At 57.7% G+C, this 26,320-nt stretch carries 30 protein-coding genes and 3 tRNA genes; 16 read left to right on the top strand and 17 right to left on the bottom strand.

The window, feature by feature from the left end; all coding sequences use genetic code 11:
* Positions 1–40: 40 nt before the first annotated feature.
* The gene (locus C5750_RS04255) at positions 41–1,249 is read right to left on the bottom strand and encodes a deoxyguanosinetriphosphate triphosphohydrolase (protein WP_105732582.1); all 1,209 of its coding nucleotides are present in this window, start codon (positions 1,247–1,249) and stop codon (positions 41–43) included.
* A 160-nt stretch (positions 1,250–1,409) separates the two neighbouring features.
* Here C5750_RS04255 and erpA point away from each other — a divergent pair, with 160 nt between their 5' ends.
* Positions 1,410–1,745 carry an iron-sulfur cluster insertion protein ErpA gene (gene erpA, locus C5750_RS04250; RefSeq protein WP_162800193.1) on the top strand — a complete coding sequence of 112 codons (336 nt, stop codon included), beginning with the start codon at positions 1,410–1,412 and terminating at the stop codon, positions 1,743–1,745.
* Between the two features lie 52 nt (positions 1,746–1,797).
* A complete protein-coding gene (gene xth / locus C5750_RS04245) occupies positions 1,798–2,577 on the top strand; it encodes an exodeoxyribonuclease III (RefSeq protein ID WP_105732581.1) in 780 nt (259 codons plus the stop codon).
* A 38-nt stretch (positions 2,578–2,615) separates the two neighbouring features.
* On the opposite strand, the gene C5750_RS04240 is transcribed toward xth, so the two are convergent.
* The 4 genes from C5750_RS04240 to C5750_RS04225 all read right to left on the bottom strand — a co-directional run bounded on the left by C5750_RS04240 (position 2,616) and on the right by C5750_RS04225 (position 8,446).
* Positions 2,616–3,410, bottom strand: a complete 795-nt coding sequence (locus C5750_RS04240) for a tetratricopeptide repeat protein (protein ID WP_105732580.1) — start codon at positions 3,408–3,410, stop codon at positions 2,616–2,618.
* Positions 3,397–3,786, bottom strand: coding sequence for a hypothetical protein (locus C5750_RS26310; RefSeq protein WP_130502061.1), 390 nt, complete (start codon positions 3,784–3,786; stop codon positions 3,397–3,399). The genes C5750_RS04240 and C5750_RS26310 overlap by 14 nt, the downstream gene beginning before the upstream one ends.
* 234 nt (positions 3,787–4,020) lie before the next feature.
* Positions 4,021–5,262 carry an OmpP1/FadL family transporter gene (locus C5750_RS04235; protein ID WP_105732579.1) on the bottom strand — a complete coding sequence of 414 codons (1,242 nt, stop codon included), beginning with the start codon at positions 5,260–5,262 and terminating at the stop codon, positions 4,021–4,023.
* A gap of 397 nt (positions 5,263–5,659) precedes the next feature.
* Positions 5,660–8,446: a valine--tRNA ligase gene (locus tag C5750_RS04225; RefSeq protein ID WP_105732577.1), complete on the bottom strand. Its 2,787-nt coding sequence runs from the start codon at positions 8,444–8,446 to the stop codon at positions 5,660–5,662.
* A gap of 168 nt (positions 8,447–8,614) precedes the next feature.
* On the opposite strand from C5750_RS04225, the gene C5750_RS04220 reads away from it, so the two are divergent.
* A complete protein-coding gene (locus C5750_RS04220) occupies positions 8,615–8,956 on the top strand; it encodes a hypothetical protein (protein WP_105732576.1) in 342 nt (113 codons plus the stop codon).
* A gap of 14 nt (positions 8,957–8,970) precedes the next feature.
* On the opposite strand, the gene C5750_RS04215 is transcribed toward C5750_RS04220, so the two are convergent.
* From C5750_RS04215 to C5750_RS04205, 3 genes are all read right to left on the bottom strand, one after another.
* On the bottom strand, positions 8,971–9,786 hold the full coding sequence (locus C5750_RS04215; protein ID WP_158531244.1) for a PopZ family protein: 816 nt from the start codon (positions 9,784–9,786) through the stop codon (positions 8,971–8,973).
* Between the two features lie 222 nt (positions 9,787–10,008).
* On the bottom strand, positions 10,009–11,388 hold the full coding sequence (locus C5750_RS04210) for a TolC family outer membrane protein (RefSeq protein ID WP_245420975.1): 1,380 nt from the start codon (positions 11,386–11,388) through the stop codon (positions 10,009–10,011).
* A 158-nt stretch (positions 11,389–11,546) separates the two neighbouring features.
* A complete protein-coding gene (locus tag C5750_RS04205) occupies positions 11,547–12,221 on the bottom strand; it encodes a protein-L-isoaspartate O-methyltransferase family protein (RefSeq protein ID WP_105732573.1) in 675 nt (224 codons plus the stop codon).
* 104 nt (positions 12,222–12,325) lie between these two features.
* Between C5750_RS04205 and C5750_RS26305 the strand changes: the two genes are divergently transcribed.
* The 5 genes from C5750_RS26305 (at position 12,326) to C5750_RS04190 (ending at position 15,427) form a co-directional block, all read left to right on the top strand.
* Positions 12,326–12,694, top strand: coding sequence for a hypothetical protein (locus C5750_RS26305; RefSeq protein WP_146118180.1), 369 nt, complete (start codon positions 12,326–12,328; stop codon positions 12,692–12,694).
* Between the two features lie 74 nt (positions 12,695–12,768).
* Entirely contained in the window at positions 12,769–13,320 is a 552-nt protein-coding gene (locus C5750_RS04200; protein WP_105732572.1) for a GGDEF domain-containing protein, read from the top strand.
* Between the two features lie 42 nt (positions 13,321–13,362).
* Positions 13,363–13,800, top strand: coding sequence for a hypothetical protein (locus C5750_RS04195; RefSeq protein WP_105732571.1), 438 nt, complete (start codon positions 13,363–13,365; stop codon positions 13,798–13,800).
* A gap of 216 nt (positions 13,801–14,016) precedes the next feature.
* Positions 14,017–14,178 carry a hypothetical protein gene (locus tag C5750_RS26495; RefSeq protein WP_158531243.1) on the top strand — a complete coding sequence of 54 codons (162 nt, stop codon included), beginning with the start codon at positions 14,017–14,019 and terminating at the stop codon, positions 14,176–14,178.
* 493 nt (positions 14,179–14,671) lie between these two features.
* Positions 14,672–15,427, top strand: coding sequence for an SDR family oxidoreductase (locus C5750_RS04190; RefSeq protein WP_105732570.1), 756 nt, complete (start codon positions 14,672–14,674; stop codon positions 15,425–15,427).
* 150 nt (positions 15,428–15,577) lie between these two features.
* On the opposite strand, the gene C5750_RS04185 is transcribed toward C5750_RS04190, so the two are convergent.
* The 4 genes from C5750_RS04185 to C5750_RS04170 form a co-directional block, all read right to left on the bottom strand.
* Positions 15,578–16,069 (bottom strand): SRPBCC family protein, encoded by a 492-nt coding sequence (locus C5750_RS04185; RefSeq protein ID WP_105732569.1) that lies wholly within the window; start codon positions 16,067–16,069, stop codon positions 15,578–15,580.
* On the bottom strand, positions 16,066–16,404 hold the full coding sequence (locus C5750_RS04180; protein ID WP_105732568.1) for an ArsR/SmtB family transcription factor: 339 nt from the start codon (positions 16,402–16,404) through the stop codon (positions 16,066–16,068). The genes C5750_RS04185 and C5750_RS04180 overlap by 4 nt, the downstream gene beginning before the upstream one ends.
* A gap of 160 nt (positions 16,405–16,564) precedes the next feature.
* The gene (locus tag C5750_RS04175) at positions 16,565–17,593 is read right to left on the bottom strand and encodes an Ldh family oxidoreductase (RefSeq protein WP_245420974.1); all 1,029 of its coding nucleotides are present in this window, start codon (positions 17,591–17,593) and stop codon (positions 16,565–16,567) included.
* Positions 17,594–17,601: 8 nt separating this feature from the next.
* A tRNA-Gln gene (locus C5750_RS04170) sits at positions 17,602–17,673 on the bottom strand.
* A 116-nt stretch (positions 17,674–17,789) separates the two neighbouring features.
* Here C5750_RS04170 and C5750_RS26300 point away from each other — a divergent pair.
* Positions 17,790–18,335, top strand: coding sequence for a hypothetical protein (locus tag C5750_RS26300; protein WP_130502062.1), 546 nt, complete (start codon positions 17,790–17,792; stop codon positions 18,333–18,335).
* A 171-nt stretch (positions 18,336–18,506) separates the two neighbouring features.
* A tRNA-Cys gene (locus C5750_RS04160) sits at positions 18,507–18,580 on the top strand.
* 72 nt (positions 18,581–18,652) lie between these two features.
* Here C5750_RS04160 and C5750_RS04155 read toward each other — a convergent pair.
* On the bottom strand, positions 18,653–19,402 hold the full coding sequence (locus tag C5750_RS04155; protein ID WP_342588451.1) for a GNAT family N-acetyltransferase: 750 nt from the start codon (positions 19,400–19,402) through the stop codon (positions 18,653–18,655).
* 116 nt (positions 19,403–19,518) lie between these two features.
* On the opposite strand from C5750_RS04155, the gene C5750_RS04150 reads away from it, so the two are divergent.
* On the top strand, positions 19,519–20,415 hold the full coding sequence (locus C5750_RS04150; protein WP_105733108.1) for a LysR family transcriptional regulator: 897 nt from the start codon (positions 19,519–19,521) through the stop codon (positions 20,413–20,415).
* A gap of 38 nt (positions 20,416–20,453) precedes the next feature.
* On the opposite strand, the gene C5750_RS04145 is transcribed toward C5750_RS04150, so the two are convergent.
* Positions 20,454–20,699 (bottom strand): hypothetical protein, encoded by a 246-nt coding sequence (locus tag C5750_RS04145; protein WP_105733107.1) that lies wholly within the window; start codon positions 20,697–20,699, stop codon positions 20,454–20,456.
* 242 nt (positions 20,700–20,941) lie between these two features.
* Here C5750_RS04145 and C5750_RS04140 point away from each other — a divergent pair.
* The 3 genes from C5750_RS04140 to C5750_RS04130 all read left to right on the top strand — a co-directional run bounded on the left by C5750_RS04140 (position 20,942) and on the right by C5750_RS04130 (position 22,932).
* Positions 20,942–21,016, top strand: a tRNA-Asn gene (locus C5750_RS04140).
* A gap of 151 nt (positions 21,017–21,167) precedes the next feature.
* Entirely contained in the window at positions 21,168–21,788 is a 621-nt protein-coding gene (locus tag C5750_RS04135) for a LysE family transporter (protein WP_245420973.1), read from the top strand.
* Between the two features lie 409 nt (positions 21,789–22,197).
* Positions 22,198–22,932 carry an alanine--tRNA ligase-related protein gene (locus C5750_RS04130; protein ID WP_245420972.1) on the top strand — a complete coding sequence of 245 codons (735 nt, stop codon included), beginning with the start codon at positions 22,198–22,200 and terminating at the stop codon, positions 22,930–22,932.
* Positions 22,933–23,038: 106 nt separating this feature from the next.
* On the opposite strand, the gene C5750_RS04125 is transcribed toward C5750_RS04130, so the two are convergent.
* Entirely contained in the window at positions 23,039–23,299 is a 261-nt protein-coding gene (locus C5750_RS04125; RefSeq protein WP_105732563.1) for a DUF982 domain-containing protein, read from the bottom strand.
* A gap of 117 nt (positions 23,300–23,416) precedes the next feature.
* On the bottom strand, positions 23,417–23,617 hold the full coding sequence (locus C5750_RS04120) for a hypothetical protein (RefSeq protein ID WP_105732562.1): 201 nt from the start codon (positions 23,615–23,617) through the stop codon (positions 23,417–23,419).
* 115 nt (positions 23,618–23,732) lie between these two features.
* Here C5750_RS04120 and C5750_RS04115 point away from each other — a divergent pair, with 115 nt between their 5' ends.
* Positions 23,733–24,611: a LysR substrate-binding domain-containing protein gene (locus tag C5750_RS04115; RefSeq protein ID WP_105732561.1), complete on the top strand. Its 879-nt coding sequence runs from the start codon at positions 23,733–23,735 to the stop codon at positions 24,609–24,611.
* A 2-nt stretch (positions 24,612–24,613) separates the two neighbouring features.
* Here the strand turns inward: C5750_RS04115 and C5750_RS04110 are convergent, their stop codons facing one another.
* Positions 24,614–25,270: a TetR/AcrR family transcriptional regulator gene (locus C5750_RS04110; RefSeq protein WP_425350407.1), complete on the bottom strand. Its 657-nt coding sequence runs from the start codon at positions 25,268–25,270 to the stop codon at positions 24,614–24,616.
* Positions 25,271–25,458: 188 nt separating this feature from the next.
* Here C5750_RS04110 and C5750_RS04105 point away from each other — a divergent pair, with 188 nt between their 5' ends.
* Positions 25,459–26,298 carry an alpha/beta fold hydrolase gene (locus tag C5750_RS04105; protein WP_105732559.1) on the top strand — a complete coding sequence of 280 codons (840 nt, stop codon included), beginning with the start codon at positions 25,459–25,461 and terminating at the stop codon, positions 26,296–26,298.
* Positions 26,299–26,320 lie beyond the last annotated feature (22 nt).

Here is a 26,320-nt window from a genome sequence, read left to right as displayed (position 1 = left end):
TCACGTTGGTGCGGTCATATGACCGCGATTGGCCCTTCGCTTAAGCCAATTCGGGCGTATGGTCAAACAAGCGGCGATGCTCGCGCACAGCATAAGTGTCGGTCATGCCCGCCAGAAAATCCGCGACCAGCCGCGCGCGCGGCGCCAAACCGTCCTGTTTCGGCCCCTCGCGCCAGCCTTCCGGCATCATCTGCTCGTCAGCCATGTATGCATCGAACAGATCCCGCACGATCTGATCCGCGGACTTCCTGATGCGGATGACGCTGTCATGGAAATAGAGATTTTTATAAAGGAACGATTTGAGCAGCTTTTCCTTGTCCCGCATGGCAGCGGAAAACCCGATCAGCATACGTCCGGCATTGTGAATATCGTCCACGCATTGCGGTTGCAGCGCCTCGATATTGGTCTGCGCCGTGAGGATCACGTCTTCGACCATGAGAGTGATCTGACGCCGCACGATTTCATGCGCCGTGCGCACTTCATCCAGCCCAGGGTATTTCTGTCTTACGCCGCGCAGGATGTCGCCCGTCAGCGGGACATCCTCCAGGGCCTCCAGCGACAAGAGCCCGGAACGCAGGCCATCATCGATGTCATGCGCGTTGTAGGCGATGTCATCGGCAATCGCCGCACACTGCGCTTCGAGCGAGGCAAAACGGTTGAGTTCGAGATCATGCTGGCTGTTATATTCGAGAATAGCCGCAGGCACGGGATGCTTCAGCCCATTTCCATCCGCCCCTGTCAGCGGACCGTTGTGCTTCACCAGTCCTTCAAGCGTCTCCCATGTCAGGTTCAGCCCGTCAAACTCCGCATAGCGCCGTTCAAGGCTGGTGACGATACGCAATGACTGGGCATTGTGGTCAAACCCGCCAAAATCCTTCATTTTTTCATTGAGTGCGTCCTCCCCCGTATGGCCGAACGGCGTGTGGCCAAAGTCGTGCACCAAGGCGATCGCCTCGGCCAGATCTTCATCAAGCCGCATCGACCGTGCCAATGCCCGGGCAATCTGCGCCACTTCGATCGTGTGGGTCAGCCGGGTGCGGTAGTGATCCCCCTCATGGGCGATGAACACCTGTGTCTTGTGCTTCAGGCGCCGAAAGGCGGTGGAATGGATGATACGGTCGCGATCACGCTGGAAAACCGTGCGCGTCGGACTCTCGTTTTCCGGAACAAGGCGGCCGCGACTGCTCTGCGGATCGCAGGCATAGGGCGCCCTCTCCCTGTATCCGAAGCCAATTCCCTGCATCGACATGATTGAATTGAATGCCTTTCCACTTTGCGGCCGCGCCGGTCGTTGACTTCGCGGTCGCCAATTCTTAGCTATGGTGTATGATGAATGGCAAGGTGTGACATGACAATGTCAACTTAAGCCGAAGCGCTGCGAACTTGGTTCGCCCCTGGAGCGTGAAGAAATGAGCGATGCAATGAATGTTTCCGTATCCGATGCTGCTGCCAAGCGCATTTCGGCAATTCTGAAATCCGATCCTGAGAAGACTGCCTTGCGCATTTCCGTCGAAGGTGGCGGCTGCTCGGGCTTTTCCTACAAATATGATCTCGTCGATGCCCAGGACGCCGATGACATCGTCATTGAGAAACTCGGCGCAAAGGTGCTGATCGATTCGATATCCCTGCCCTATATTGGCGGCTCGGAAATCGATTTCGTCGATGACCTGATGGGACAGTCATTCCAGATCCGCAATCCCAACGCCACGTCCTCCTGCGGCTGCGGCACCAGTTTTTCCGTCTGACCGGCGTTTCAGATTTCGCGCAATCAAAAACTCAGCAAAGTCGTTGTTTCCCATGAAAATTGTCACCTGGAACATCAATGGTGTGAAAGCGCGGATCGAAGTTCTGACGGCATGGCTGCAGGAATCCAACCCGGACATCGTCTGCCTGCAGGAAATCAAGTCCGTCGACGAGCAGTTTCCGCGGGCCGAGATTGAAGCTCTTGGCTATCACGTCGAAACCCATGGCCAGAAGGGTTTCAACGGCGTTGCCATCCTGTCGAAGAAGAGCCCCGACGAGGTAATCCGGGGACTGCCCGGCGAGGACAGCGACGAGCAATCGCGTTTCATCGAAGCGGTATTTTCGACGGAAACCGGCGCCATTCGCGTTGTTTCGCTGTATCTGCCCAACGGCAACCCCATCGATACCGAAAAATTCCCCTACAAGCTGCGATGGATGGAGCGCATGGAACGCTGGGCGGAAGACCGGCTTGCGCTGGAGGAACCGCTGATACTGGCGGGCGACTATAACGTCATTGCCCAACCGAAGGATGCCAAACACCCCGAGGCATGGCTGAATGATGCGCTGTTCCAGCCGGAATCGCGCCAGGCATTGCGCCGGCTGGAAAATCTCGGCTTTACCGATGCGACCCGTTCCGTCACGGACGAGGCCGGGACATACACATTCTGGGATTATCAGGCTGGAGCCTGGCAGAAGAACAACGGCATCCGCATTGACTACCTGATGCTGTCGCCGGAAGCCGCCAACCGCCTTGCATCAGCCAGCATCGAAAAACATGTCCGCGCCTGGGAAAAACCTTCGGATCACGTGCCTGTCGCAATCGCCCTTACATGATGTGCAGCTAAGGCCCCTCTCGGGCCAGATCTTGCCGATCAGAAGTCGCCGGTTTTGATGATGTCTTCGGCAAGCACAATGGCCGTCCGGCGGTCGGCTTCATTGGCAATGGAAAACGCCTGTTCCTGAATATCGCCGATCCACACGCGATCCTGTTTTGACGCCCGCTCGAATGCGGCGGTCATCATGGCCAGGCCGCGCACGGTCTTTCCGGCCTGGAACAGCAGGTTGCCCAGCATGGCCTGCGCGCCGGCATGGCCCTTCTGGGCCGACAGGCGGAACCAACGGGCCGCCTGGTTGGGATTGGGCTGGCCGCCCTCACCCTTCATCAGCATCTTGCCGAGTTCAAACTGAGCGTCGGAGTCACCGAAATTGGAGGCGGCCTGCAGATAGAGATCGCGCGCTGCGCTCGGATTGGACTTGATCGGCGAGTTCGGGATGCCGCGTTTGACATAACCGGCGAGAGCGACAAGCGCATCGGCCACATAGCTCTCGTTCTGCGTGCCCTGTTCGGCGCCCTCATGCACGACCTGCTCGAACATCTTGTAGGCTTCGTAGTCGTCTTCCTTGACGCCGTCGCCATCCGCATACATGCGGCCGAGCTTCCAGTTGGCGCCCTGATGGCCTTTCTCCGCGGCAAATCTCAATGCCTTGACGGCTTCATCCTTGTCGCCCTTCTTGTAGGCGGAAAATCCGAATTTGAAGAGGGCAAAAGGACTGGAATCCTCATTCATCTCATTGCTGGTGTCGAACGCGTGGCACGGCAGCGTCATGACACTCAAAGCAAGCCCGATCCCGAAAAACGGAGCTGCGAAGCGATCAACAATGAGCATGGCAATACACTTCCTTTGCCCGGACCGGATGCGTCGCAGCTTCGCTGCGCCCGGCACCCCCTGTCAGGACCCGATTGACGGCGGCACCGGCGAAAACGCCGCCTGCCGCCCCATTTTGAGCGCACAACTTTTGCGCTGTGGATGTTGTTGAGAATGAATATGACGCATCATTCCAGCGATCGTTTGACCGCTTTCCGGCAATAGTACGGCCAGAGATCAGGGAATGGGATGTGCCTGGAAAAGTGGAATCACCGGGGGAGCGCGTCAGTTCCGACATCGCATAAAGGCTGTTGATGTAAGCCAGTAAGATCGGTTTTGCGTCCATCATTGCCCCGGGCGGAACATCGGCACCATTGCACGACATTTCTTCAACCACTTATCGGTCGCCGCCCTATCGAGGTGCTCCGGGTTTGTGGCGCAAAATGGGCAAAATGGCCCCTTGCCTCCGCCTTGCAGATCATCGCTCAGAAGTGTTGCTGAATCGTCACAAAACGTAATGGAGAAACTCTTACTTTCGGAGCGCCGGCATTGCAGTGCACAACAAACCAACGTCCAAATACTGAAAAAGCCCGGTACGAATACCGGGCTTTTCTGTTTGATCCTGACCGGATCAGAACTTCATCTTGCCGGAAAGCGATACGGCGGTGACGAGATCATTGCCGAAGTCATAGGTGGCATCACCGCCACAGCTGCCCGACCTACTTGGGCAAGGGCGGGCACCGCCGTACGAACCAGAAGTCAGCATTCCAATTGCGCCGCCAAGACGAAGCTCAACATTCTTGTTTGGCGAATAAGCAATACCGCCCGAAAGGAGGTACGTATCTGTCTGGGTGGTCAGGCCGGTTGTCGTGCCCTTGTCCCAGCTGACCTGAAGCTGACCGCTCCACTGATCGTTGAACTTATGGCCGACACCACCAGTTACCGTCCAGCCATCCTTAAACATCAGATCCAGCGAAGTAAGATATCCCGCCGGCGTGCAGTTTGGATTTGCTACAGCGCAGAAACCAACAACATTCAAAACGCTCCAATCTACCCATTTCACTGAACCGTATGCCAGCCAATTTGGTGCAAAGCCGCTCTGAAGCTTAAACTCAACAGACTGTGGCATCGTTGCAGTGCCATACACATTGGTGATACGTCCACCAATTGCTGGTGCCAGTGGCGCCTGAGTGAGATCGAGGGTGCCAGTAACCGTTCCAAGATCGACCTCGGAATTATACATCAAGCTGGCACGCAGTGCGATTTCTGGAATTTCGTACGCCGCGCCAATGCGCCAACCAACACCATGCCCTTCGAGATCAAGCCGACCTGTACCATCAAACCGACCGGGGAAACCTGGAGTAACCTGACGCGTTTTGAAGCCGGAAACCTCCTGATAGGATACGCCACCAATAAGTCGAATGTCGCCCTTTTCACCGACATTAAACTTGTAGGAACACGTTAGACCCCAATCGTCACTGCTGACCTTGGTTTCGATGTTCTGGTTTACGCCAGCCCAATTGTTGCCTGGCTTGGTGTGAACGCCCCAAGGCTGGCTGTACGAGCCCAGGCAGTCCAGATCCGGTGTGATGCCGACCTTCGCGCCAAACTTGTAAACGGAATAATCCGGGGTTTCGTTCGCTGTCGAACTCTTATTGTTGTTATTTCCGTCCCGCGGATCAATATCCTTGGCATTCTTGATCTTGCGGTCAGGCATGACGTAGATCACGCCACCTTCGGTCACAAAACGCTCTTCACTAAAGAGGAGATCCCAGTTGTAGCCACCGCGCTCAAGCCCCCCCGCTTGTGCAGCAGTAGCAACACTTGCCAAAAGAAGCGCGCTGCCGACGATTGTGGAAATAGTCTTAGTCATTAAGTCCTCCCCGAGACCTGAAAACCTCTGAACCCGCGATCAAAGTTCAGCAAAATTGTTACCAATACGTAATAGGTAACAAAGCGGGCGAATCGTGCAACTTGTTTGCGAACAGGCTTTTGGCTGGGGTCGAGGCGTAAATTTTCAAAACATGGAAATTTCGCGATTTTTAGCCCGCATTTGCCCGATTTTTTGCGCATCAGACCATCGTCTAAGGCCTGAAACAGCTGATTTTCAGTGAAAAAACAGGAATGTTGCTCAAATGCAACGGCGGCCAAAAATGACCGAAATGGGGCGAATGACTGTCGAAAATGGGGTGTGCTCCCCCGTCATTCAAGGGGAGCACAGAATAATTCAATCAAATTGAGAATCAATTAGCCCAAAATGATTAGCTCGATCAGCCGGCTTCGCTGACGCGGCGAATGGCCGTTTCGATCTTTTCGATGGCTGCCTGCAGTTCCACCAGCCGTTCGCGTTCAGCCTCGACAATTTCCGGCTTTGCGTTGGCGACAAATTTTTCATTGCCGAGTTTCTTGCCGATCTTGTCGATTTCGTCGTTGATTTTCCCGGCTTCCTTGCCAAGCCGGGCGACTTCCGCCTTCACGTCGATCAGGCTGCCAAGCGGCAGGCAGGCGGTTGCTTCGCCAATGACAAACTGGGCCGATCCCTTGGGGGCTTCATCGGCGCGTTCGATCGTTTCGACACGTGCGCGCCATTTGATCGAAGCTTCATGGCGGGCCAGGCGCTCGCTGGTCACATCGCCTGCGCCGACGACCACCAGCGGTGCTGTGGCAGAGGCCGGAACGTTCATTTCCGCCCGTACGGAACGGATGCCGGTCACCAGATCGATCAGCCAGTTGATATCAGCGGCAGCTTCCCCGTCGAGGAAATCCGGCTCCGGCCAGCCGGCATGGCAGAGCAGGGTATCGCGTACCTGCCCCTCACCGGCCGTATGCGCCCAGAGCTCTTCCGTCATGAACGGCATGAACGGATGCAGCAGCTTGTAGATTTCATCGAGGACATAGGCGGCGCAGGCCTGTGCTTCCTCCTTGGCTTCCGCGTCCTCGCCATTGAAGACCGGCTTCAGCAATTCGATGTACCAGTCGCAGAACTGGTTCCAGACAAAGCGGTATGCCGCACCGGCGGCTTCATTGAAGCGATAGCTGGTGATGCCGTCTGTGACATCGCGCACCGCATTGGTCAGCTCCGTCAATATCCAGCGGTTGACAGTGAGCTTTGCGTCTTGCGGCCGGAACGCCGGATTGCGCGCAACGCCGTTCATCTCGGCGAAACGTGTCGAGTTCCAGAGTTTTGTTCCAAAATTGCGGTATCCGGCGATGCGGCTCGGATCGAGCTTCACGTCGCGGCCCTGCGCCGCCATGATGGCAAGCGTGAAACGCAACGCATCTGCGCCATATTCGTCGATCAGCTCCAGGGGATCGATGACGTTGCCTTTCGACTTCGACATCTTGGCGCCGTTCTTGTCGCGCACCAGGGCATGGACATAGACCGTGTGGAACGGTTCTTCATTCATGAAATGCAGGCCCATCATCATCATGCGGGCGACCCAGAAGAAGATGATGTCAAAACCGGTGACCAGCACGTCGGTCTGATAGTAGGTGGCAAGCTCCGGCGTCTTGTCCGGCCAGCCCAGCGTCGAGAATGGCCAAAGCGCCGACGAGAACCAGGTGTCGAGCACATCTTCGTCGCGCGTGAGAATATCGCCGGGCTTGAAGTCTTCGAGCAGGTTCTGCACATGGGCCTTCATCGGCCCCTCATGCGCGAGATAGTGCTGAACCGCGGCGCTGAGCGCTTCTTCCTCGGTCTTTTCAACAAAGACCTGACCATCCGGACCATACCACGCCGGAATCTGGTGTCCCCACCAGAGCTGGCGCGAGATCGTCCAGGGCTGGATGTTCTCCATCCACTCGAAATAGGTCTTTTCCCAGTTCTTCGGCACGAAATTGGTGCGGCCCTCACGCACGCTGGCAATGGCTGGCTTGGCCAGCTCCGCCGCGTTCACATACCACTGGTCCGTCAGATAGGGCTCGATCGGCACGTCGCCGCGGTCGCCATGCGGGACCATATGCGTGTGATCCTCGATTTTTTCGAGATAGCCGCCCTCTTCCATCATCGCGACAATCAGCTTGCGCGCGGCAAAGCGGTCTTTGCCATCGAGCGCATGAATCAGCTGATCGAGATGACTCGTTTTCTCCAGTCCTTCGAGGAAGTCGTTGTTATCCTTCAAGAAGATCGAAGCGTCGGTATTGAGAATATTGATCTGCCGAAGATCGTTGCGCTTGCCGACTTCCGCGTCGTTGAAGTCATGCGCAGGTGTGATCTTGACCGCACCGGACCCGGCTTCCGGATCAGCATAGTCATCGGCAACGATGGGTATCAGGCGGCCGACCAGCGGCAGCACGACATTGTTGTCGAGGACGGCATGATAGCGCTCGTCGGCGGGATTAACGGCAACGCCCGTATCGCCCAGCATGGTTTCCGGCCGGGTGGTCGCGACCACGATGTAGGTGTGCGGGTTTTCCGGATCGAAAGCCACGTTTTCGAGCGGATACCGGAAATGCCAGAGGTGCCCCTTGATTTCGCGCTGCTCGACCTCAATGTCTGAAATCGCCGTCAGCAGCTTCGGGTCCCAGTTGACTAGCCGCTTGTCCTTGTAGATCAGCCCCTGCTTGTAGAGCGTCACGAAAACTTCCAGAACCGCCTTCGACAGCCCCTCATCCATGGTGAAGCGTTCGCGCGACCAGTCGCAGGACGCACCCAGACGCTTCAATTGTCCGGCAATGATGCCGCCGGACTCGGATTTCCATTCCCACACGCGCTCCACGAACTTCTCGCGGCCCATGGCGCGGCGGCCCGGCTGCTGGCGCTCCATCAGCTGGCGCTCGACAACCATCTGCGTCGCGATACCCGCATGGTCCATGCCCGGCTGCCACAGCACATTCTTGCCGCGCATGCGTTCGAAACGCACGAGAATGTCCTGAATCGTGTTGTTCAGCGCATGACCCATATGCAGCGAACCGGTCACATTCGGCGGCGGAATGACGATGGCAAAAGGATCCGCGCCGGGCTTTGAACCGGCCCCCGCCTTGAATGCGCCAGCGTCGTCCCAGCGTTCTGCGATCTTCGGCTCTATGGCCGCGGCATCATAGGTCTTCTCAAGCATGCGAATAGTCCGTCATTTTTGCGGAAAAAGGTTAGCTACGGTGTAAACCGAATGGCTGGACATAAGTCAATGATGACTTGCCGAATGTCGACGATGCAATCTTGACTTAGAAGATCGGGACGCTACCGAATGAACTGTCGCACATCGCCGACTGGTAAGGGGGAAAGCATGAAATTCTACAAGCTCGTCACAGCATGCGCTGCTGTGACAATTCTGGCTGGCTGCGGGGTATCTGAAGGCCGGTATAAGGAAGTACAGGGCCTCCTGGCAAAACCCGAGAGGCAAAAAGCCGAAATAGGATACTGCTCCAATATGTTCGGCAACATGCCGATGAAAAGTCGCCAGAACATAGCCGTCATATCAGGACTGAGCGTTTCGAGCATGCCAACGATCCTGTGCAAACGACTGGTTCAAGGCATTGTCAGTGGCAAGCTCACCCGTGCTGACATCAATTCCGTGAGCAATGGCAGCCTTACGCCGGGTGCGTTCAAAGTGATTCAGGGCAGATAGCCACTGGAATGAAATCAGCGCTTGGCGCCGCGCGCCACGCGCTCGATTTCCTCGCGCACCAGCCGCTCAACCAGATTGGGAAGATTGTTGTCGAGCCAGTCCTGCAGCAGGGGCCGCATGATTTCCTGCGCAATATCGTCGAAGGACCGGCGCTGCTCGTGCTGAACGGCAAAGGAAAGATCATCGAAAGCGGCGCTGACCTGCCGTTCCGTTGCTTCCGACAGGATCGGTTCCAGCGCACGCTCAAGATCGAGCGAAACCTCGTCGCCGATGGCGGCCTCTGTCGATTCAGCCGTCGGTGCAACCGGTTCTGGCACATGCGCCGGTTCCGGTGCTTCGGCCAGAATGTCCTGCTCAACCGCCGGTACATGCGGCGGCACAGGGACAACAGGGGTTTGAATTTCAACCTGAGGTTCCGGCGCGGCAAAAGCCTCGGGCTCCGGAACGGCATAATCCGCCGGGTCATGAATCTCCGGCTCGGCAACAACCGGGGCCTTCAAAACCTCCGGCGGCGTTGCAACCGCTTCGCGCTCGACAAGCTTGGACTGCAGCGGCGAGAATGGCCGGCCCAATGGCATTTCGTAGGATTGGGGCTGCGGCTGCGAGACGGCAATGCCCTCGCGCGGCGGCAGGTCCGCCTCCTCATCATGCGCATCATAGGCGCGCGGCGGCGTCTGGATTGCGGCGGCGGGCGCTGGAACATCGGAATTGACCGGCGCCGGCACACTATCCTCCGTGCGCGTTGTATCACTCTCTTCGATGATACGACGGATCGAGGCGAGAATCTCTTCCATAGAAGGTTCACGCGCCACGCTGGAGGATTGTGCCATGATACTCTCGCCTACTACATCTTGTTTCGCTGCCGAGCAACGAATCTGCATTCAGTGTAGAGGCTTACATGGTCTTTGAGAATCCCTGCGGCGGGGAATACGGCCTAACCCACAGACTTTTCTGGAAAGGCCTCAAACCGGCAGGTCTGCCCTGCCAATGAAAATGCCGCCGGCGTGATGACACCAGCGGCATAAAAACAGTTGCGAAAAACAGGCCGTGGCCTAGCGGCCGTCCGGCGTGCGCAATCCGAACCACTTGTCCTTGACGGCGTCGTAGTGCTCTTCCGGCTTGTACTGGGCGACCTGCAGACCGATCTGTTCCGGCAGCAGCCGGCCGACCGCAAGCAGAACGGCGTAGCTTGTGACGACGCTGTCATGTTCGGCCTGAGCCAGGGCAATCTGCCCCGACAGAACCTGGGCCTGCTGGTTCAAGACGTCGAGCGTGGTGCGCTGACCGACCTTGCGTTCTTCGATAACGCCATTCAAGGCGAGCTGCGCAGCCGAGATCACGGCTTTCTGCGCAACGATGGATGCCTTGGCGGCTTCCAGCTGCGACCATGCCTTGGCAATCGCCTGGCGCACGCTGTCGCGGGTCACATCCACCTCAATCCGGCGCTGTGCCGCGGTTTCCTTGGCCTGACGGACAAGGGCCGGTGTCCGGCCGCCGCTATAGATCGGAATGGTCAGCGTGATGCCGGCCGATGCCGCCGTTCCATCGTTTTGCGAACTGTCATTGCCCGAAAACACATCCGTACGGGTCACACCACCGCTGAGGCCGATCTGCGGCAGCAGGGCGCCTTCATTCGACTTCACCGAATAACCCGCAGCATCAAGGGCGTATTGCGTTGCGAGAATTCCCGGATGATCCTTTGCCGCAATGGCAAAGGCGGAGTCCATCGACTTCGGCAGGTGTTTTGCCGCAATGCTTGCAGGCTTCAGCCCCGTCGGCGCTGCGCCGACAATCTGGATATAGGTGGCTTCGGCGGTTTTCACGTCGGAACGGGCCACATTCAGCGTGGCAATTGCCGATGCCTTCTGTGCTTCAGCCTGGGCAACGTCTGTACGGGTGCCTTCACCGACATCGAAACGCGCGCGGGCTGCGCGCAGCGTCTCATCAAGGAATTCCAGGTTCTTCTGGCGCAGGACCACAATCTGCCGGAACATGTACACATCCATATAGGCCTGTGCAGCGCTGAACAGCAGGTTCTGCGTGTTGTTCCGCAGATTTTCGCGGGCGGCCAGAACCTGGGTCTTGGCCGAAGCAACATTGTTCTTGGTCTGGAAGCCGTCGAACAGCATCTGATTAATCGAGATACCGAACGTGCCGACATTCGAATTGCTTGTGCTGCCCCCATCAATGCGGCGTGACGTCGCCGTCAAACCCGCTGTCGCCGAAACGGTTGGCCGGTAGGTTGACTTGGCAATCGCAACGCCCTCATCCGTGACCCGCACACCGGCGCGATCCGCATTGAGGGTCGAATTGTTGTCATACGCCTTGGCCATTGCGCCAAAGATCGTTTCTGCCATTGAAGGCGTAGAGGTCAAGACCGTCGCCGTCAGCAGCGCCGCGGTGAGTACTCGCTTACCCGGTATGAACACCATAAACCCCTTCATTCTCTAAACTTGGAAACCCCAGACCGAACCGATTGGTTCGACCACATGTCGTTCATTAGCTTTCAATTTGCAAGATGGCCACAGGCACATTTTTCGATATGCGAACAAAGTGGTCAACCGTTGCACTTTTGTCTCATGTGCGACACTCAAAACTCGAACTCAGGCACCCTCTCAAAACCGGGAAGCGGCTTCACGGCAGAGTTGAAAGCAGGACGGCCGGATACGACCCCGTCATTCTTGACATAGATCATGGCCTGCCCGGAATTGCCCGCGCCCTCAACGGCAACGAGGCGTCCCCCATCCTTCAACTGGTCAAACAATGGACCAGGAACATGATCAATGCCACCCTCAAACAGAATCACATCATAAGGCGCTTCCGCAGCATATCCTTTTTGCAGCGGCGTGCTAACCACCACCACATTATCATATCCGAGCTGCGCCAATGTGGCAGTCGCCTGCTCCGCCAGCGCCTGATCGCTTTCAATCGCAATCACCGACCCGGCAATGCGTGAAAGCACCCCTGCCGAGTATCCGGTTGCGCAACCGACATCGAGAACCACATCTTCAGGCTGAACATTGGCCAGCTGCACCAATTTGGCGAAAGGGGAAGGCTGCATCAGGTAACGCGCACCCGATTCGGCGCTGGCACCCAGCACGAGAACATCGTCATCGATATAGGCGAGCGGCTGACGGGCGCTTGGTACGAATTTTTCGCGGGGAACATCGAGGAACGCCTGAAGCAACGGTTTGTCGGTCACATCAGTCGTACGCAACTGATTGTCGACCATCTTGATGCGAAGATCTTCAAAGTTCAGCGTCATGGTCCACAAGCTTTCCTGGCAAGGCACTTGCAACACAGAGCGCTTGCAAGCGCGTAACGGGCCCCTGCCGGATGATTTCAGCAGAAGCAATAATTTAGGACAGGATGTGGCAAAAAATTAAGCCATCGTCAATCAATGTCTGCCGTGGCGAGGCGACACACGGGCCATTTGCACGCGAATATCGCATCTTTCTGACGCGGCGTAATCTTTGTGCAACTCTTGCCGCATTTTTCGGTGGCTATGACGCCGGCATCGGCGTGCCATCAGGCGATTCTTTCCGAATCTCCCGCAACCGGAGACGCGCAATTCAGGATAAGCCCGGCAAGACCCTGAAAGCCGATATCCGGTTATCGCCTCGCAACAAAGAGATGTCGAATTGCTCGCAAATTCGTGCTAAAGTAGCGAAAGTAAAGTCAGTTTTATTTACCTTGCCATTGTTTTCCGCTCACGCATGCACCCAATTCTGTTATTGAACTGACAGCAAGCACCTGCCATTGTCACAAGCAGGCACAAGGAATCGGTAAGCGGCGATAGGAATTATGCGTAAATGATTGATTTCAAAGGACTAGGCGATTTCCCCGTCAGTCACGACGAACTCACCGGGCTGGCCGACAGGGATGCACTTGAAGAACATCTTGATAGTCTTTGCGCATCTTACAGCGAAAGTGACTTTGTTGACCGCATTGAATTTGCGATTCTTTGTATCGATATTGACAACTTCAAGGTCATCAATGAACAACACGGCCGCATTGAAGGCGATAACCTTCTGAGACTGGTTGCGGACCGGCTCCAGTCCTGTCTGCGCAAGAATGATGTTGTGTATCGTCTTGGCGGCGACGAGTTTGCAATTGTACTGGTTCAGGTCACGTCGGAAGAAACCGCCCGCGTTGCCGACCGGATCATCGGCTCGATCTCGCAGCCCTATGATTTGGGCGGCGATACACCCATCCGGATAACCGCGACAATCGGTGCTGCCCTCGCCCCGCGTGACGGACAAACGCCGGAGAGCCTGCTCTGGTGCGGCGACGCCGCGCTCTATATCGCCAAGAACGCCGGCCGGGGTGTTTATCGCCGCTATTCCGAGCGCCGCTCCAGCTAAGAGGCTCACCGGCCGCGCGGCTTTCATGAGGATGCCCCAGCAATGACCGATTCCATGCACCCGAGAGAACGGGAGGCTTTCGATCAGGCCAATGAAGGCATCCGGCTCGGTGCCGCCGGCGACCATCTGCACGCGGTCAGACACTGGGAAAAGGCTTCCCGCATCGCCGACGAATACCTGCAGGGCACGGATATCGGATTCTGGATCAAAAGCGGCTATGGCGCCGCACTCTTCGACGCCGATCGCTATGGCGAAAGCATCACCGCGTCCGAAAGCGCCCGTTCATGGTGTCTCGGCCATGGACAGCCGCTGGCGTCGCTTTCCATTGCCCGCTCCTATCTCGCCCTCGGCCAGGCCGGAAAGGCGCGCGCCTATCTTCGCGAAATCCACAGCTTGATCGGCAATGAGATATTCTCGGCGTTCAAAGATTCAGACGAGGCAAAGATCCGCAATGCGCTCTCACCTGATGATGAAAATTGAAATAAGCGGTGTAACAACAATACTTTAAATCGATTTTACTGGCCAATTTCCAGTCGAACACAAGTGCGGTCATATCACTTGTTGAAAATTGAAATTAAAATCTCCGCCGCCTCCGCGGATTTTGTAATAGACCGTCGCAATTGTTGATTTGAACTGCGGAACTCTTGCCTATTTGGATCGTTTGACGTCCGGCAATTCAATTCGGAGCATGATAGAATGACGATCAAGACCGTTCCACAGGAAGTCTACCAGCGCCATGAGCGCGAATGGCAGGTGCTGCGCGAGGCTTTGGCCAAGAACAAATCCGCAAGCGATTCCCAGCCCATTGCTGCGCCCAGCCTGCCCGCTGACCTGATTCCCGGCGCCTTCCCTCAATAACCCCGCCTATCGTTTCAAACCCGCATGGTCCACCGCAACGGCCGTGCGGGTTTTGCTTTGCCGGCATACGGACCAGATTCCGCATTGTGCTATCCGGGGGAGCGGGCATCAACATGTCAGGCTTCCAGCAGCGTGTTGACAAGCACGGCACGCGGGTCTAGTTGGCCAATTACAGTTGCGCGTGCAGCCAGCTGTCGTAGGCGTTACCGTCATCCAACGCGTCCTTTGTCGAGAGGATCCCAGCAGGGAGTTCTCGATCCAAGAGGCGCTTATGGTATGATATCGTTTTCCAACCTCCCATTCCCGGCCGTTCGACGGCTCCAGCTGTGTTCCCGGCATCGGGTACGCTGCGGCGCAATGTCGTGCGGCCTGAGCAACAGGGAGCCGTTCGGCAAAACCCTTTCTCCATTGGCGCCAACACCTCGAGACAGAGGCCCGAACACGGTCAAGCCGTCGGCCTCATGTCCGGATTGAAACCAAGGAGCAACATACTATGCAAATGACTGGCAACACGATCCTCATCACCGGCGGCACCAGCGGCATCGGGCGTGCACTGGCTGAAGCGTTCCACGACCGCGGCAACCGCGTCATCATCACGGGGCGGCGCGTATCCCTGCTTGAAGAGATTGCAGCCGCCCGGCCGGGTCTGGTGGGACTCCCGCTTGATCTCGGTGATCCGGACTCGTTGGCTCATCTTGTCAGCGAGGTTCGCACACGCTTTCCAGCGCTTAACATGCTCATCGCGAATGCCGGCATCTCGCGGCCGGAGGACATGACGACGGATGACTGGGACATTTCCGCCGCTCACTCGATAATCGAGACGAACATCCTGGGCGTGCTGCGCGTGACGGCGGCGTTCCTGCCGCTGCTGAAAACCCGGACCGGTGCGACGATCCTCGCGACCAGTTCAAACCTCGCCTTCATTCCCCGCGCCGATTTCCCCACCTATTGCGCCAGCAAGGCCTTCCTGCACTCATGGCTGCAGTCGCTGCGTCATCAACTCCGCAATATTCCGGTCGGCGTGCTTGAGCTGGCACCGCCTTATGTCCAGACGGAATTGACCGGCGACCGGCAGGCATCCGATCCCCGCGCCATGCCGGTTGCCGCCTATGTAGCCGAGGTCATGCAATTGCTGGAGGCGGAAAACCATCCGAGAGGCGAAGTCCTGGTCGAGCGCGACCGTGCCCGGCGTTCGGCGGAGCGGGAGGGCCGCTACGAGGAGACTTTTGCCGCAATGAACCCGTCTTAAAGCAACTGCACGACATTGAAACGAGGAGGCCCGACATCTCATGAAAGCCGGGCCTCGCACTGCTCGCGGCCCTGTGAACGCCACGCTTCCGGCGTTCAATGCAACCGGCAGCGTGCCGGATACGTTGAACGCCGATAGGTCAAGCGTTCCTCAGGAATGCATGCGTCCGGTCTTGATATAATCGACCATCTGGCTGACCACGGTGCCCCAGCCCTCGTGAAAACCCATCTCTTCGTGCTTCTTGCGGTTGGATTCGTCACCATGAATGGCAATCGCACGATAGAGCGTGCCGTTTCCGTTGCGCGCAAGGTCGAGCGTGGCTGTGAAAAACGGATTGGCTGACGGCCGGTAACCGCCGATCAGCGCGTCGGTGATGACCAGGCGCTCGTGCGGCTTCACTTCGAGATAGCAATGGGTGTTCGGATACTCCTGGCCATCGGGCGAACGCATCGTGAAGTTGACGGTTCCACCGGGCCGCAGGTCGATGTCGCAAGCGGTGATTGACCATGGTTTTGGTGCGAACCACTGGCGCAGGTGCTCCGGTGTTGTCCAGGCGCGCCATACAAGCTCCACGGGAACGTCGAGATCACGTTCAAGCACGAGATCGAGTTTGGGATTGATCGTGATGTCGGGTAGCTTCATTTGCTTTCCTCCTCCTTGAGTTTCATGAGATAGTTGTCCAGTTGATCGAGGCGGCGTTTCCACAGCACGCGTTGGCGCCCGAGCCAATCTTCCGCAAGCTTGAGCCGTTCCGCCGCAAGTTCGTATGTCCGCACACGTCCGGTTTTGTGCGACCGGACAAGACCGCTTCCCTCCAGCACTTTCAGGTGCTCGACGAAGGACGGCAGTGCCATGCCGTAGGGTGCTGCGAGTTCGGATACCGAAGCGGGGCGGACGGTGAGCCGTTCAAGCACATCGCGCCGCGTCGCGTCGGACAGCGCGCGGAAAATATGATCCACGACAGCCGGATCTGGCATGGGGTGGCGTGGCGGCATGCTGCCGCCGGTCTGTGGTATCACGGGCCCCTCCCTTGAAAGCATCCACGTCGATCTGGACCGAAGCGGGTTATAGGCTGGTTCAAAACTTAGGTCAATCCCTTAGTATTACCCGACAACAGCGGACCGTTTCCGCAGGCATTCAATCCCGGGCGAGCGAACGAAGGCTAAAGGCCTCCAAAGCGTTGAGCAGATCAGCCGGCAGATCAATCGATGGCAGGACAGGCGCGCGACCCGGAATATGAATGCCTTTGCTGTGCAGCCGGTCCAACTGGGCCGCAAGACGTGCCGGGAAATCTGGAGCAAGCAAATTGGGTTGTATGGCAAAAACAAACAACCCTACCCCTGGCGAAACAGCGCCTTGCGAAAAGGATGGTGCATCAAGAGACCAATTCGAACCAGTCAATCCTGCGGCAAGCGTTTCAACCATCAGTGCAATATTCGCACCTCGCGTGCCGCCAAAGGCAAGGAGTGCGCCCCGCATTGCTTCACCGGCATCCGTCGTGGAACGGCCTTCGGCGTCTATGGCCCATCCCTCGGGTATCTGTTCTCCCTGTTCGGCAAGTTGCCTTATGGTGACGAAAGCTGTGGCGCTGGAAGCTTGATCAATCACCAGTGGACGCGAATTCTCGCTTGGCGCGGCAAAAGCAAGGGGATTGGTGCCAAACACCGCCTCACGGCTCTTTCCCGATGTCATCAGGGCAGGACTGTTCGTTGCCGCGAATGCGACCAATCCGGCATCCGCAAGACGCCTGACGTAATATCCCAGCTCACCTGTTGTATAGCTGTTGTGCAGGGCGAGCGCCGCGAGCCCAAATGTACGCGACCGCGTGACCAATTCATCGATCACAAGATCAAATCCGAGATGCGCTATTCCCCCCGCGGCATCAACACGAATAAGTGCAGGTGCTGGAAATGCAACCTCCGGTTCGGCATTGCCGTTGATGCGCCCCTCCGAATATGCGGCCAGATAATCCAGAAGATGCCGAAACCCCACGGCGCTGCGTCCGTTGCACTCAGCGGCAACGGTTGCATCTGCAAGTGCATTTGCGTTTGCACTGCTTGCCCCTACGGAAATACAGGCCCGCCGGGCAAGCGCTTTCGCATCGTCAATCGTTATTTCCAATTGGCTTCCTCTCCGCTGGATTCGAATTACCGGCTTGAAATCCACCCATATGATGGTTCGCGCTCATGGGCTCGAGCCACGATTCACGCCTTCAAAGGGCGGTGTCCTGCCATTAGACGAGGCGGGATTATGACCGATTGGTAGTGTGTGAACCCTTGCCTGTAAAGCAGTCGAAACGCTGTGTTCTGAGCGCATGCATAATTGAACTTGACCATAATCTGTGATCCAGTCGGGGGAACAGATGGCAGGAACCCTTGACGCGATGAACGTGAGTGAAATTTTGCCGTTTCTTGGACATACCGAGCAAAGCGCTGGGCTCTCCAGTCTTCTCTTATCTGCCGGGTTTGATGTTGCCCAGATGCTGGGCCGCGTGCAGCGTGGGCACGGTGTCGGGCATCTTGAACTCAAGCCCCTCGGCATCGAACTCGCCTTCCAATTTCACACCGATTACAAAGAGACCTATGGAACACCAGAGGATGAAGGAAAGGCGGTTCTGTCGGGTGTCTTTGCCTATGACAAAGCCAAGAAGGATCGAAAGGCCTATAATGGCCCTGTTCCCTTCACCCGCGGTCCCCTTCGCAACCGTTCCGATGCACTGCGCGAATTCGGAGTTCCGTATCACACGGAACAGGACGACGACGAAATCGATTGGGATTACTGGCTCAAGGGTGGCGTACAGGTCGGTGCGTTCTATCGGCCAGACACCACTATAGAACACCTATCCTTTTCCGTACCATTCAAGACCACTCTCGAAAGACTGAACCGCACCCATACCAATAGCGATTGATCTGGCGTGGCCGGGCATGCGGCGACAGCATTGCCGTTTTGGCTGATCGCGGCCATATGGCGGTAGCGGAAGGATTTTGTCTGGAATGACTTGACGCCGCTGACTTCGTCTCATAGACAACGGCACCGGAGATTCACAGGCTTGTGTCTTGTGTATTGTCTCCAGTGACGAGGCCTCGTGGCGGAGTGGTTACGCAGAGGACTGCAAATCCTTGCACCCCGGTTCGATTCCGGGCGAGGCCTCCAAATTATTCTTCAAACTGTATATCCCGACGTCAATAATCCGGTTCATCGGCACCCGCATCGACAACGCCCCTTCTAAGCCGGGAAAGTCGCGTCGCCCTGCCCCAGCGGCCTTTGCATGAGCACCGTGTCGACCCATTGGCCGAACTTGAAGCCGGCGGAGCGCAGCGTACCGACCGGCGCAAAACCAAGCCGCTCATGCAGCCGCAGCGACCCCGTATTACCGCTATCGCCGATGACCGCCACCATCTGCCGCCAGTTACCGGCCTCGCACCGCCGGATCAGCTCGCCGAGCAGCAGAGATCCTATCCCGCAGCCAGCCATGCCGTTGGCGATATAAACCGAATCCTCCACCGTGAAGCGGTAGGCAGGGCGCGGCCGGTAGGGCGTTGCATAACAGTACCCCGCGATCTCTCCGTTCACCTCGGCCACCAGATATGGCAGCCCTGCAGCAAGCACAGCCGCCCGGCGCGCTGCCATCTCGCCCGCCGCTGGCACCTCGAGTTCAAAGGAAGCAATGCCATTGAGCACGTGATAGGCATAGATGGCCCGTACCGGCTCCATATCGCGGTCTTGCGCATCGCGCACCCGCACGGCGGCGGAATCAAGATGAGAGAGTTTTTCTGCAAACAATTGATTATCCAATGAATGTTTCTCCGGTTTGCCGCGCCGGATGTCCGCCGGCGTCAGACCAATATCCCGCAACAGGTGCGGCTCGAGCGCCCGCAATGCCTCAAGCTGATGCCATCGCGATTGCGGCGCGGCGGTCAGAAAGCAATCCACCCGATGCAACATTGTGCGGATACCACCTGCTCGACCGCTCACGTCCTGTCTCCTGCGTATCGTCTCGCCCCGGTCCGGCGGGGAATCCGGTGGCATTTTGCATTGCGGGAGATATAAAAGAAGCTTTGAGTGACTATACGAACTATAAGGAAAGCTTTGTGTCTTCCCTCAGCCTTGATCAACTGGCCACCTTTGTCGAAGTCATCGAACTCGGCAGCTTTTCCGCCGCCGCCGACCGGCTGAACATCAGCCAGCCAGCGGTGAGCCTGCAGGTGCGCCAGCTGGAAAAGCGGCTTGGCGTCCGCCTGATCGAGCGCATCGGCCGCAAGGCCACTCCCACTGCCGCCGGTATGGAGCTTCTGGCCCATGCCGGGCGTATAAACCGGGAGGTTTCAGGCGCTCTGGACGCCATGGCCAGATACACGACCGAGACAATCGGCCGGGTGCGGCTGGGGACCGGAGCCACGGCCTGCATCTATCTGCTGCCGCCGCTCCTGCGCAGCCTGCAGCAAGGATTTCCGTCGCTGGATATCACCGTCAGCACCGGCAACACGCAGGACATGGTCAAGGCGGTGGAAGACAATGTGCTCGACATTGCCCTGGTGACAATGCCCGCCTCCGGCCGGATGCTGGAAATAAAGTCGATACTGCGCGACGAATTCGTTGCCGTCGCCCCCGCCGGCGTGGTCATGCCGCCGGAGGTGACAGCAGAGGAACTGTCAAAAAATCCGCTGATTCTGTTTGAACCCTCAGGCAATACCCGCCGGATCATCGACCGCTGGTTTGAACAAAGCGGTGTAAGCCTGCGGCCGGTAATGTCGCTGGGCAGCGTCGAGGCCATCAAGGAACTCGTGCGCGCGGGGTTGGGATGGGCCATATTGCCCGCCATGTCGGTGCGTGAACCGGAGCAGCGCAGGCCCTTCACCGTACGCCCGCTGATGCCTCACCTGCACCGGGAACTCGCGCTGATCATTCGCCAGGACAAGACAATCACGCGCGGCCTGCGCGCGCTGATTGCCGCCATCACCGAAGCCGGGACGCGCAGGCGCCTCTGAGCGGCAGCATCGCAAGGGCGCAACGGGTTTGTGGCGAATCAGGCTTTGCTGCTGGCTGCAGCGCGGCTGCCTTTCCAGCGGCGGCCAAATTTCACCTCCAGCTGACGGCGCTTGCGCCGGACCAGCGCAGAATCATGTGAAAGCACCACGAGCCCCAGCGGAATCATCCAGAAGCCCAGAATCGGCAGAAAACCCAGTGTTCCCCCGGCGACAAGTGCACCGCCGAGCGTGCGACGCATTGCCACCGACTGTGGAATAGGCACATGACGGCCAAAAATCCGCATATGCCTGCGTTTTGGTGCGGCGGAATGCTCATCGGCACCATCGGGCCCATGATTGCTGGTGTTTTCGAGGCGTTCGGTCACGCGGTTCTTCATCCTTTCCGTGTTCAACAGACCCGGATGTAGGAATGCAAAAGCGGCATGTCATCATTTCTGTGCACATTATATGAAAAAAAACGAAATGGTCCTTTGCAAAAGCGAAACCCTTTTGCTATAGGCCACTTCGCTGATGACTGAGTAGCTCTTCCCCGGTAGCTCAGTGGTAGAGCAACCGGCTGTTAACCGGTTGGTCGCTGGTTCGAATCCGGCCCGGGGAGCCAGTCACCTCAAAGGCTTAGCAGCTGACGCTGCTGAGCCTTTTGCTTTTCCGCCCTCCCCATCGCCATCATCGCCTGTCATGACCGCCAATGCTCTTACCGCCCGCGGCCAATTGGTGCTATGAACAGCCAAGCCAAACATCCGCGTGGAGACATGATGTTCCTGCTCACCGTTGCCGCCATCTGGACCATTGCTGCACTCACTCCGGGGCCGAACTTCTTCCTGATCATCCGCTGCACCCTCACCGGTTCACGCAAGATCGCCTTCTCGGCGGCCGCAGGCACCCTGACGGGCACCCTGTGCTGGGGCCTTGCCGGCTGGCTCGGCATCGGATCGCTGTTCATGGCCGCCCCCATTGCCTATATGGGCCTGAAGATCGCGGGCGGCGTCTATCTTCTCTGGCTGGGCCTGCGATTGCTGTGGCAGATACGCCGGCCGGCTGGCGAGATGACCATCCCTGCGAGCAAGGTCAGGCTGACACCCCTTGGTGCCTGGCGCCTTGGGCTTGCCACCAACCTTGCCAATCCGAAATCGGCGCTGTTTGTCGCCAGCCTGTTTGCCGCCACCATGGCGCCGGGCACGCCATGGACCCACGGCGCGGCAGCCGTCGTCGTGATGGTGACCATATCGGCGATCTGGTATGCGGGCCTCGTCGCAGCGCTCAGCCACCGCACGGTCGCCGGCGCCTATCAGCGGGCCCGGCGTGCCATTGATGCCTTTGCCGGGGCAATTTTCATTGGCTTCGGCCTGAAATTGGCTCTGTCCGATCGCTGACCGCAGCATGACAACCGGTAAAGCAAGACAATCATCCTGAACTTTTGTACTTTGGTTGAATTGAAAGTGCGAAATCTCCATGTTAGTCACGTGGCCTGGAGATGACATCATGTCTGTTTTTGCAATCACTGCCTTATGCGTCATCGCCACGTGGGTGGCGTGTCTGCTGTTTCCACGATTTGACTGAAACACGGGCCAAGCGCACGCCGATAGGACGCGCCAGCGCCTTGCCCTCCGCCGCAATCCCACCTATCTTTGCCAGGCATCCAAACAAAAGGAGGTTGCCTATGACATCGCGGGACGCCTAATCCGTACCTATCAGGAATTTTGCCGGGTTCGTGGAATTGATTTTTCCCTGAACTTGTCAGTCCGCCCTTTCGACAGCACGACGCTGTTCTGTAGCGCCGGAATGCAACAGTACAAACCACTGTTTCCCGACGCAGCCTTCAAAGGCACATTCGCCAATATCCAGTCCTGCCTGCGGCTGGGAGATCTCGATGAGATCGGCGATGGAACGCATTTTCTCCATTTCGATATGATCGGGCTTTTCTCCTTCCGGCAAATGACGCTGGAAGAAGCCATTGATTTCTGGCTGGATTTTCTGGCCGGGATCGGTGCGTGGCCAGATCACGTCACGATCCACCCGGACAGGATGGCTGACTGGGCACCGCTCTATCGCGGGCGCCTTCCGGTTGTTCCTGATCCCGAATGCCTGTGGAGTGACGGCACTATGCGCAGCTATTGCACCGAGTTCTACAAGCAAGGGGTCGAAATCGGCAACATCGTCAATCCCTTGGGCAGTTGCATCGATGCCGGATTCGGGCTCGAGCGGCTGGATATGCTGATCAACGGCACACCACCCGCTGCGCCGCAGGCAATCCTGCAGGATGCCATCAGCACGATCATTGCCAGCGGCTACCGGCCGGGCAACAAGGAACAGGGCTACGTCCTGCGCAAATTGCTGCGCCGCCTGGCAGTGATGGGCGGCGCGCTGGATCATCCGTTCTTCCAGGAGGAACTGATCCGTCAGCAGCGGTTGCAGGAACGATACGTGCGGCTCAAACCCAAACATCCGGACAAACCGGCACAATGGTGGTTTGACACCCATGGCATTGATATTACCGATATGGAGAGGCGGGATTGACCCGCCTTTTCATCCTGACCGTAAATGGCTGGGGCTAGTGGAACGAATTTGACATTCGCATCCCATTTCACATCACGCGGAGCACGCAAATGTCAGAATCGGACCACTAGCGCACCCAGGTGGTATTCTCCACATAAATATCGGCCTCCATGGTCGCCTGGACGAAGACCGAGCGGGCCATGGCGGGTGAGGCATGGCCTTCCATCGCCTCATTGCAGGCCATCCGGGCGAGCAGGTAAATTCTTCCCCGCTCGCCCGGCCAATCGCTGGACAAAAATTCAGCCGCCTCCGCCACCGAACCAATGTTCCGCAGCTTGAAGGAATGGAGTGACTCGACGGTCACCGGTTTGAACTGGGCATCTTTCATGGCCTAGAAACGCGGATCATTCAGACTGGTTCCAATCTGAAAAGCGCCTGTGGCAAAATTGCGATGGATCAGCGTTTGTGGGCCCCGATCACGATCATGTGCAGGTAATCCTGGCGGCTAAACGGGCTGACGGAAATCCAGCCAGCGGCGGTCACTGTCCGCATGCTTCAGGCATGCGCGCATCGCCGGGCTCAGATTGATGTCGCAAAGCAGATGTTCATTGAGGTCGGTCAAGCGGCCGGCCGGACCCGTCTCCTGTTTTCCCTGGCCCGGAAGCACGCGCGAAGCGTTCAGGCCCAAATAGCGAACTTCGGTCATTCCAGACTCCTAAAGTCATCAATCTCATTTCTATGTCTGGATAAATAGTTGTTTATTTATAGGAGAACCAACGTAAAATACGGTACAAGCCATCAAGCCGTTTAATGGATAGATCATGTCCTCCCTGCCATTGCCCGCCATCCGCGTCTTCGACTCCGTTGCCCGCCTGCAGAACTTCACCAAGGCTGCAGAAGAGCTGAACATGACCCAGTCGGCGGTGAGCTATCAGATCAAACTGCTGGAGGAATTCGCGGGCGCCCCGCTGTTTCACCGGCGCGCCCGCGGGGTCGCTCTGACGGACAAGGGCGAATTGGTTGCGCCCGTCATCCGCCGTTCCCTGGCTGAACTGAGCGAAACGTTCCGCGCCATCCGCGACAAACAAAATTCCGTTCTGGTCGTCTCCACCATGCACACCTTCGCCAGCAACTGGCTGACCTCGCGCATTGTCGATTTCCAGACCCGGTTTCCCGATATTTCCGTGCGGTTCGACATCACGTCGCGCCTGGTGGATTTTGCCGCCGAAGGCATCGATTGCGGCGTGCGTATGGGGCAAGGACGCTGGCCCGGCCTGAAGTCGCATCTGCTGCTTCCCGGCGGCTTCACGCCGCTTGCCAGCCCCGCATATCTTGAGAAACACGGCCGGCCGCAAAAGCCGGCCGACCTGCTCAAATACCACCTCATCACTCCTGATGATGACTGGTGGCCGCTCTGGTTTCGTCAGGCCGGTGTGGAAGGGCCGCTGGTGATGACCAAACCCGGTTTCGACATCGATACGCAGCAGATCATCGCCAATCTCGCACTTTCAGGCGGCGGCGTTGCACTTGTCTCGGCGGCCTTGTTCAAGACGGAAATCGATTCAGGCAGGCTTGTGCAACTGTTCGACACCTGCGCCTCGACCGGATGGGACTACCATCTCGTTTACCCCGACGGCAGACAGCTTTCGCCTAAACTGCGCCTGTTCCGCGACTGGATACTGGAACAGGCGGGCGCCTGATCTCAATTCTTGCCGTAAGCGGCGAGAAACACCCGCACGCCTTCCCTGGCGTGACGATGCAGCTCTTCCGGCTTGGGAATAGCGATGTCTCCCAACAGCATCACCCGGTTGACCGGTTCGGCCATGACGAGCCAGTTGAAGTGCGATGCGGCGACGGAAGCGTCGTCGACGACAAGCAGACCCTGTCCGGCAAGATGGGTGAATGTCGCGGCAAGCGATGCCATCGCGCGTTTGGGACCACGCTCATAGAGCACCTCGGCCAGTTCGGGGAACCGGCTGACCTCGCCGATCACAAGGCGCCGCAACTGCATCAGCTGCGGCGTCAGCACCACACTCAACTGCTGATAGCCATAGTTGACAAGATAGGCGGCAAGGTCTTCGCTTCCCCTGAATTGGGGGATTCTCTCATGCACCGTATCGCCGGCAACACTGACCATGCTGGTCACGATTTCGATGAACAGCGCCTCCTTGCTCTCGAAATGCTTGTATACCGTTTGCTTTGAAACAGCCGACAGCGCGGCAATATCGTCCATGTTGGTGCCCAGATAGCCATTTCTGAGAAACACCTGCGTGGCCGCGTCGAGGATTGCCTTGTGCTTACGCTCGGAACGGTTCAGCCCGGCGGCCATTGATGGATTAGATGAAGTCATTCTCGTCATAAAACCGATTGCCTGCAATTCCTCAGCCTACCATGATTCCCGACCGGAGCGAGCGGCTGACATTGACATATAGTACTGGACAGTCTAGTTTGATTCAAGGGTATCCGCAGGCTGATCCACAGCGCCTTCACAGGCAAAGGCCATCCGCCTGCCGATCGCTTACTGCTTCATCGAACAGGAGTTGCACCATGACCTTCCCCAGTAAAACCGGTGCCGTGAAAGTGCCCGGCGCGAACATTTACTATGAGACCAAGGGATCAGGGCCGCTTGTGCTGCTGATCCCCGGCGGCCCCACCGATGCCGGGATTTTTGCCGAACTGTCCGCCCATCTTGCTGACCGGTACACGGTGGTGGCCTATGATCCGCGCGGCAATTCACGCAGCACCCTTGATGGCCAGCCGGACGACCAGAATCTCGACACCCACGGCAACGACGCCGCCCGGCTGATCGAAACGCTGGGCAATGGCCCGGCCTTTGTCCTGGGCAGCAGCGGAGGCGCACAAATCGGGCTCAACCTGGCAGCGCGTCATCCCGCACTGGTGGATACATTGGTGGCGCATGAGCCGCCATGCCTCATGCTCCTTCCCGACCCGTCGGAAGAACTGGCCGGCAACCAAGCCATTTACAACACCTATCACAAGGAGGGTGCGGAGGCCGCAATGCAGAAATTCATGGCCATGGCGGGACTGGATGAAGATGGTGCGGAAGAAGCTCCGCAATCGCCTCCCCCGCCGGAAGCCCTCGAGACATTCGAGCGGATCATTGCCAATGTCGACTACTTCCTTGCTCATGGGCTGATGCCGCTCTCGCAGTATCAGCCGGATGTCGATGCGCTGCGTGCAGGCAGCCCCCGCATCGTGATCGGCGTCGGGGCAGACACTGCCGGGCAGATCGCCCATCGAACGGGCGTGGCTTTGGCCGAAAAACTCGGCACCGAACCGCTGCATTTTCCCGGCGATCACAGCGGTTACCGCCAGCATGCCGAAAACTTCGCCAAGATTCTGCACCAGGCCTTTGCACAGGGCTGACCGGCGCCGGTCACTTCAGGAG

It is taken from the genome of Phyllobacterium myrsinacearum, assembly GCF_002980555.1.
GTDB classification, from domain to species: domain Bacteria; phylum Pseudomonadota; class Alphaproteobacteria; order Rhizobiales; family Rhizobiaceae; genus Phyllobacterium; species Phyllobacterium myrsinacearum.
The sequence above is the reverse complement of the archived record's forward strand: the minus strand, read 5'-3'. Positions and strand labels throughout refer to the sequence as shown.

Bases quoted from the DNA above. Each gene is read 5' to 3' on its own strand.
- C5750_RS04255 (WP_105732582.1), bottom strand. From the start codon at position 1,249: ATGTCGATGCAGGGAATTGGCTTCGGATACAGGGAGAGGGCGCCCTAT.
- erpA (WP_162800193.1), top strand. From the start codon at position 1,410: ATGAGCGATGCAATGAATGTTTCCGTATCCGATGCTGCTGCCAAGCGC.
- xth (WP_105732581.1), top strand. From the start codon at position 1,798: ATGAAAATTGTCACCTGGAACATCAATGGTGTGAAAGCGCGGATCGAA.
- C5750_RS04240 (WP_105732580.1), bottom strand. From the start codon at position 3,410: ATGCTCATTGTTGATCGCTTCGCAGCTCCGTTTTTCGGGATCGGGCTT.
- C5750_RS04235 (WP_105732579.1), bottom strand. From the start codon at position 5,262: ATGACTAAGACTATTTCCACAATCGTCGGCAGCGCGCTTCTTTTGGCA.
- C5750_RS04225 (WP_105732577.1), bottom strand. From the start codon at position 8,446: ATGCTTGAGAAGACCTATGATGCCGCGGCCATAGAGCCGAAGATCGCA.
- C5750_RS04220 (WP_105732576.1), top strand. From the start codon at position 8,615: ATGAAATTCTACAAGCTCGTCACAGCATGCGCTGCTGTGACAATTCTG.
- C5750_RS04215 (WP_158531244.1), bottom strand. From the start codon at position 9,786: ATGGCACAATCCTCCAGCGTGGCGCGTGAACCTTCTATGGAAGAGATT.
- C5750_RS04210 (WP_245420975.1), bottom strand. From the start codon at position 11,388: ATGGTGTTCATACCGGGTAAGCGAGTACTCACCGCGGCGCTGCTGACG.
- C5750_RS04205 (WP_105732573.1), bottom strand. From the start codon at position 12,221: ATGACGCTGAACTTTGAAGATCTTCGCATCAAGATGGTCGACAATCAG.
- C5750_RS26305 (WP_146118180.1), top strand. From the start codon at position 12,326: ATGTGGCAAAAAATTAAGCCATCGTCAATCAATGTCTGCCGTGGCGAG.
- C5750_RS04200 (WP_105732572.1), top strand. From the start codon at position 12,769: ATGATTGATTTCAAAGGACTAGGCGATTTCCCCGTCAGTCACGACGAA.
- C5750_RS04195 (WP_105732571.1), top strand. From the start codon at position 13,363: ATGACCGATTCCATGCACCCGAGAGAACGGGAGGCTTTCGATCAGGCC.
- C5750_RS26495 (WP_158531243.1), top strand. From the start codon at position 14,017: ATGACGATCAAGACCGTTCCACAGGAAGTCTACCAGCGCCATGAGCGC.
- C5750_RS04190 (WP_105732570.1), top strand. From the start codon at position 14,672: ATGCAAATGACTGGCAACACGATCCTCATCACCGGCGGCACCAGCGGC.
- C5750_RS04185 (WP_105732569.1), bottom strand. From the start codon at position 16,069: ATGAAGCTACCCGACATCACGATCAATCCCAAACTCGATCTCGTGCTT.
- C5750_RS04180 (WP_105732568.1), bottom strand. From the start codon at position 16,404: ATGCCAGATCCGGCTGTCGTGGATCATATTTTCCGCGCGCTGTCCGAC.
- C5750_RS26300 (WP_130502062.1), top strand. From the start codon at position 17,790: ATGGCAGGAACCCTTGACGCGATGAACGTGAGTGAAATTTTGCCGTTT.
- C5750_RS04145 (WP_105733107.1), bottom strand. From the start codon at position 20,699: ATGCGGATTTTTGGCCGTCATGTGCCTATTCCACAGTCGGTGGCAATG.
- C5750_RS04135 (WP_245420973.1), top strand. From the start codon at position 21,168: ATGATGTTCCTGCTCACCGTTGCCGCCATCTGGACCATTGCTGCACTC.
- C5750_RS04130 (WP_245420972.1), top strand. From the start codon at position 22,198: ATGCAACAGTACAAACCACTGTTTCCCGACGCAGCCTTCAAAGGCACA.
- C5750_RS04125 (WP_105732563.1), bottom strand. From the start codon at position 23,299: ATGAAAGATGCCCAGTTCAAACCGGTGACCGTCGAGTCACTCCATTCC.
- C5750_RS04120 (WP_105732562.1), bottom strand. From the start codon at position 23,617: ATGACCGAAGTTCGCTATTTGGGCCTGAACGCTTCGCGCGTGCTTCCG.
- C5750_RS04115 (WP_105732561.1), top strand. From the start codon at position 23,733: ATGTCCTCCCTGCCATTGCCCGCCATCCGCGTCTTCGACTCCGTTGCC.
- C5750_RS04110 (WP_425350407.1), bottom strand. From the start codon at position 25,270: ATGACGAGAATGACTTCATCTAATCCATCAATGGCCGCCGGGCTGAAC.
- C5750_RS04105 (WP_105732559.1), top strand. From the start codon at position 25,459: ATGACCTTCCCCAGTAAAACCGGTGCCGTGAAAGTGCCCGGCGCGAAC.